We start from the raw sequence: 3617 nt of genomic DNA, 5'->3' as shown, positions 1-3617 counted from the left end.
TGTTCACCGACGGCGGCGCCCGGCCCAACGTCATCCCGGCCCGCGCCGCGCTGCTGTTCTACCTCCGATCGCAGTCCCCGGAGACCCTGCGCGACCTCGCCGCCCGCATGACGTCGATCGCCGAAGGCGCGGCGGCGATGACCGGCTGCGGCGTCGAGCTGATCTGGGACGCCCAGCCGGCCTACCTGCCGATCCGGTTCAACACCACGCTCGCCGGGCGCTGGTCGGTCAACCAGGTGAGCACCGGCCGCAAGCCGCTCCCGCCGGGCATCGTGCCGGAGTCGCTCACCGGCTCGACCGACCTCGGCAACCTCTCCTACCGCGTCCCCGCGCTGCACCCCATGCTGGCGGTCTCCGGGCCGACGGTTGCGTTGCACACCAAGGAGTTCGCGGCCGCGGCCGGGTCGGAGACGGGCGACGCGGGAGTCCGCGACGGCGCGCTGGGGCTGGCCCTGACCGCCGCCGACTACCTCGGCGACGCCGAGCTGCGGAAAGCGGTGCACGACGAGTTCGAGGCGGCGGGAGGTGCGCTGGACGTCCCGTCGTTCTTCGTCTGACGCCTGAGGATTACCTGAATTTTCTCAGCTGATTCTTCTCAGCAAAGCCTGAGGTATTTCCACAGGCTGCTCACAAGCACGGGCGCGAATCTAGTGCCATGACCGAGAACGAGAGTCGGCCCGGCCCCGCCTCACCCGGTGGGCACCAGCCGCACCACAGCACCCAGCAGTACGGGCCGTACGCGCAGTACGCCTACCAGCAGCAGGCCGCGCCGAATCCGCTCTTCACCCCGCAGCCGCCGGACGCCCAGGCCCCCACGGCGCTGAAGGCCAAGCCGCGCAAGGGTGGCCGCGTCGCGATGATCGTCAGCGCGACCGCGCTTGGCGCCGCGCTGGTCGGCGGGGTCGGCGGGGCGGCGATCGTCGGGCTGACGACGACCTCGGCGGACGGCGCCACGACGTCGGTCAGCACGCCGGCGGCGAACGGGCAGACGGTCTCGAACCCGACCTCCGGCGACGTCAGCGCCGTCGCGGCGAAGGTGACGCCGAGCGTCGTCCAGATCAACGTCACGACCGACCAGGGCGAGGCCATCGGCTCCGGCGTCATCCTCACCTCGGACGGCCGGATCCTGACCAACGCGCACGTCGTCGACGGCGCCCAGAACGTCGTCATCACGACCTCCGACGGCAAGAAGTACCAGGCCAGCGTGGTCGGCGCGGACACCAAGGCGGACATCGCGGTGGTCCAGGCCCAGAACGCCGGCGGCTTGACCGCGGCCAGCCTGGGCGACTCGAGCAAGCTCGTCGTCGGCCAGGAAGTGGTCGCGATCGGCTCGCCGGGCGGCCTGCAGAACACCGTCACCACCGGGATCGTCAGCGCGCTGAACCGGAACCTGTCCGACATCGGGCAGGGCGAGCAGCAGCAGCGCTCGCCGTTCAGCCGCACCTCGAACCAGAGCAGCGACTCGCCCAGCTACACCGCGATCCAGACCGACGCCGCGATCAACCAGGGCAACTCCGGCGGCGCGCTGGTCGACGCCCAGGGCAACGTGATCGGCATCAACTCGGCGCTGTACAGCCCGAGCGCGTCGGCCAACGGTTCGGCGGGCAGCGTCGGGATCGGCTTCGCCATCCCGATCAACGACGCCAAGAAGATCGTCGACCAGATCGTGAACAACTAGGACGCGGACGGGCCGTGGTCGGGGCGGCCCGTCCCCCCGCTTCGGGGAGCGGGAGAAACACCGCGAAGGCCGTTTCGAGAGTCAATCGGGGGCTCTCGAAACGGCCTTCGTGCTGCTCACAGCGTGTAGGTGAGGGTGAAGAGGTGGTTCTTCTCCTCGTCGATCTCGATGCTCGCCGTCCCGGCGATCCCGGCCAGTTCGCCGAAGCCCGAGCCGGTGAGGATCTTCAGCGCCAGGCCGGCGTCGTCGGCGGAGTGGTGCAGGACGAACCCGCCCTTGCGGCCGTCGACCGACACCTCGAGACGTTCGAAGGCGACGTACGCGCGCGAAGTCGCATTGGACGCCGTCAGCATCTCGACGGTGCTGGTCCCCTCGACCGCGCCGGTGAACGTCTTGCCGATCGCCACCCGGGCGAACTCGGTGCCCCCGGTCTCGTCGGTCGCCTGCGGTTCCCACTTGTCGAGGACGAACGACGCGGTGGCAGTGCTGGTCATGGCTGATTTCCTTTCGAAGGTGCGCCCAGCCTGCCAGCCATACCTGACAACTTGCGTCAGGTTTTGTCAGCGCCTCCGGTTGCCGAACAGCCCGCGCGTGATCTCCCGCCCGAGCGCGCTCGCCGCGGACCGCATGAACGACTTCACGGCCGGGTTCTTCATGGCGGACTCGAGGAACCCCGGCTCGTCCTTCTCGGGCGCCGGTGCCTCGGGAGCGGGAGCGGCCTCGGGCGGGGGCGCGGCGGCGACCTTCGCGGCCAGCTTCTCGTAGGCCGACTCCCGGTCGATCGTCTCGGCGTACTTCGCGTGCAGGTCCGACGAAGCGACCGAAGCGGCAACCGCCTCGTCGCCGATCGAGCCCATCTTCGACCGCGGCGCCCGCAGCCGCGTCCACGCCACCGGCGTCGGCGCACCCCGTTCCGACAGCACCGTGACGACGGCCTCGCCGATCCCCAGCGACGTCAGCGCCGTGTCGAGCTCGTAGAACTTCGTCTTCGGGTAGGTCTTCACCGTCTTGGCCAGCGCCGCCTGGTCGTCCGGGGTGAACGCCCGCAGCGCGTGCTGGATCCGCGCGCCGAGCTGCGAAAGCACGGCGTTCGGCACGTCCGTGGGCAGCTGCGTGCAGAAGAAGACGCCGACGCCCTTCGACCGGATCAGCTTCACGGTCTGCTCGATGCGCTCGAGGAACGCCTTCGACGCGTCCGCGAACAGCAGGTGGGCCTCGTCGAAGAAGAAGACCAGCTTCGGCTGGTCGAGGTCGCCCTCCTCGGGCAGCTCTTCGAACAGCTCGGCCAGCAGCCACATCAGGAACGTCGAGAACAGCGCCGGTTTCGACTGCAGGTTGTCCAGCTCCAGCAGCGTGACGACACCCTTGCCGTCCCGGACGCGCATCAGGTCGTGGACGTCCAGCTCGGGCTCGCCGAAGAAGTCCTCGCCGCCCTGCGCTTCCAGATTGGACAGCGCCCGCAGGATCACCCCGGCCGTCGCCGCGGAGACCCCGCCGATGCCCTTGAGGTCCTCCTTGCCCTCGTCACCGGTCAGGTGCGTGATGACCGAGCGGAGGTCCTTTGTGTCCAGCAGGGCCAGGCCGCGCTGGTCGGCCCAGTGGAAGATCAGCCCGAGCGTCGACTCCTGCGTCTCGTTCAGCCCCAGCACCTTCGCCAGCAGCACCGGCCCGAAGCTCGTGATCGTCGCCCGGATCGGCGACCCCTTCCCGCCGGTGCCCAGTGACAGGAACTGCACCGGGAACGCCGCGCCCGCCCAGTCGTCGCCGAGCTCCTGCGCACGCTTCGCGACCTTGTCGTTCGCCTCGCCGGCCGCGGCCAGCCCGGACAGGTCGCCCTTGACGTCCGCGAGCACCACCGGCACCCCGGCCGCCGACAGCTGCTCCGAGATCAGCTGCAACGTCTTCGTCTTGCCCGTCCCGGTCGCCCCGGCGACCAGCC

The 3617-nt window shown here is 70.0% G+C and carries 3 protein-coding genes and 1 pseudogene; 2 read left to right on the top strand and 2 right to left on the bottom strand.

Going from position 1 to position 3617, the window contains the following annotated elements; genetic code table 11:
- Together CCN39_RS47295 and CCN39_RS47290 are read left to right on the top strand one after the other, a co-directional pair.
- Window positions 1-557 (top strand): annotated as a pseudogene (locus tag CCN39_RS47295) (M20 family metallopeptidase); the annotation flags it as partial.
- 98 nt (window positions 558-655) lie between these two features.
- Window positions 656-1678 carry a S1C family serine protease gene (locus tag CCN39_RS47290; RefSeq protein WP_086853662.1) on the top strand — a complete coding sequence of 341 codons (1023 nt, stop codon included), beginning with the start codon at window positions 656-658 and terminating at the stop codon, window positions 1676-1678.
- Between the two features lie 116 nt (window positions 1679-1794).
- Here the strand turns inward: CCN39_RS47290 and CCN39_RS47285 are convergent, their stop codons facing one another.
- Both CCN39_RS47285 and CCN39_RS47280 read right to left on the bottom strand, forming a co-directional pair.
- Window positions 1795-2172: a DUF3224 domain-containing protein gene (locus tag CCN39_RS47285; RefSeq protein WP_086853659.1), complete on the bottom strand. Its 378-nt coding sequence runs from the start codon at window positions 2170-2172 to the stop codon at window positions 1795-1797.
- Window positions 2173-2238: 66 nt separating this feature from the next.
- Window positions 2239-3617 (bottom strand): helicase HerA-like domain-containing protein (locus CCN39_RS47280; protein ID WP_143264459.1); only part of this gene is annotated, 1379 nt, incomplete at its 5' end.

The sequence above is a fragment of the Amycolatopsis kentuckyensis genome, assembly GCF_002155975.1.
Classification (GTDB): Bacteria; Actinomycetota; Actinomycetes; order Mycobacteriales; family Pseudonocardiaceae; genus Amycolatopsis; species Amycolatopsis kentuckyensis.
Note: the sequence above shows the minus strand (reverse complement) of the source record. Positions and strands in the feature narration are given on the sequence as shown.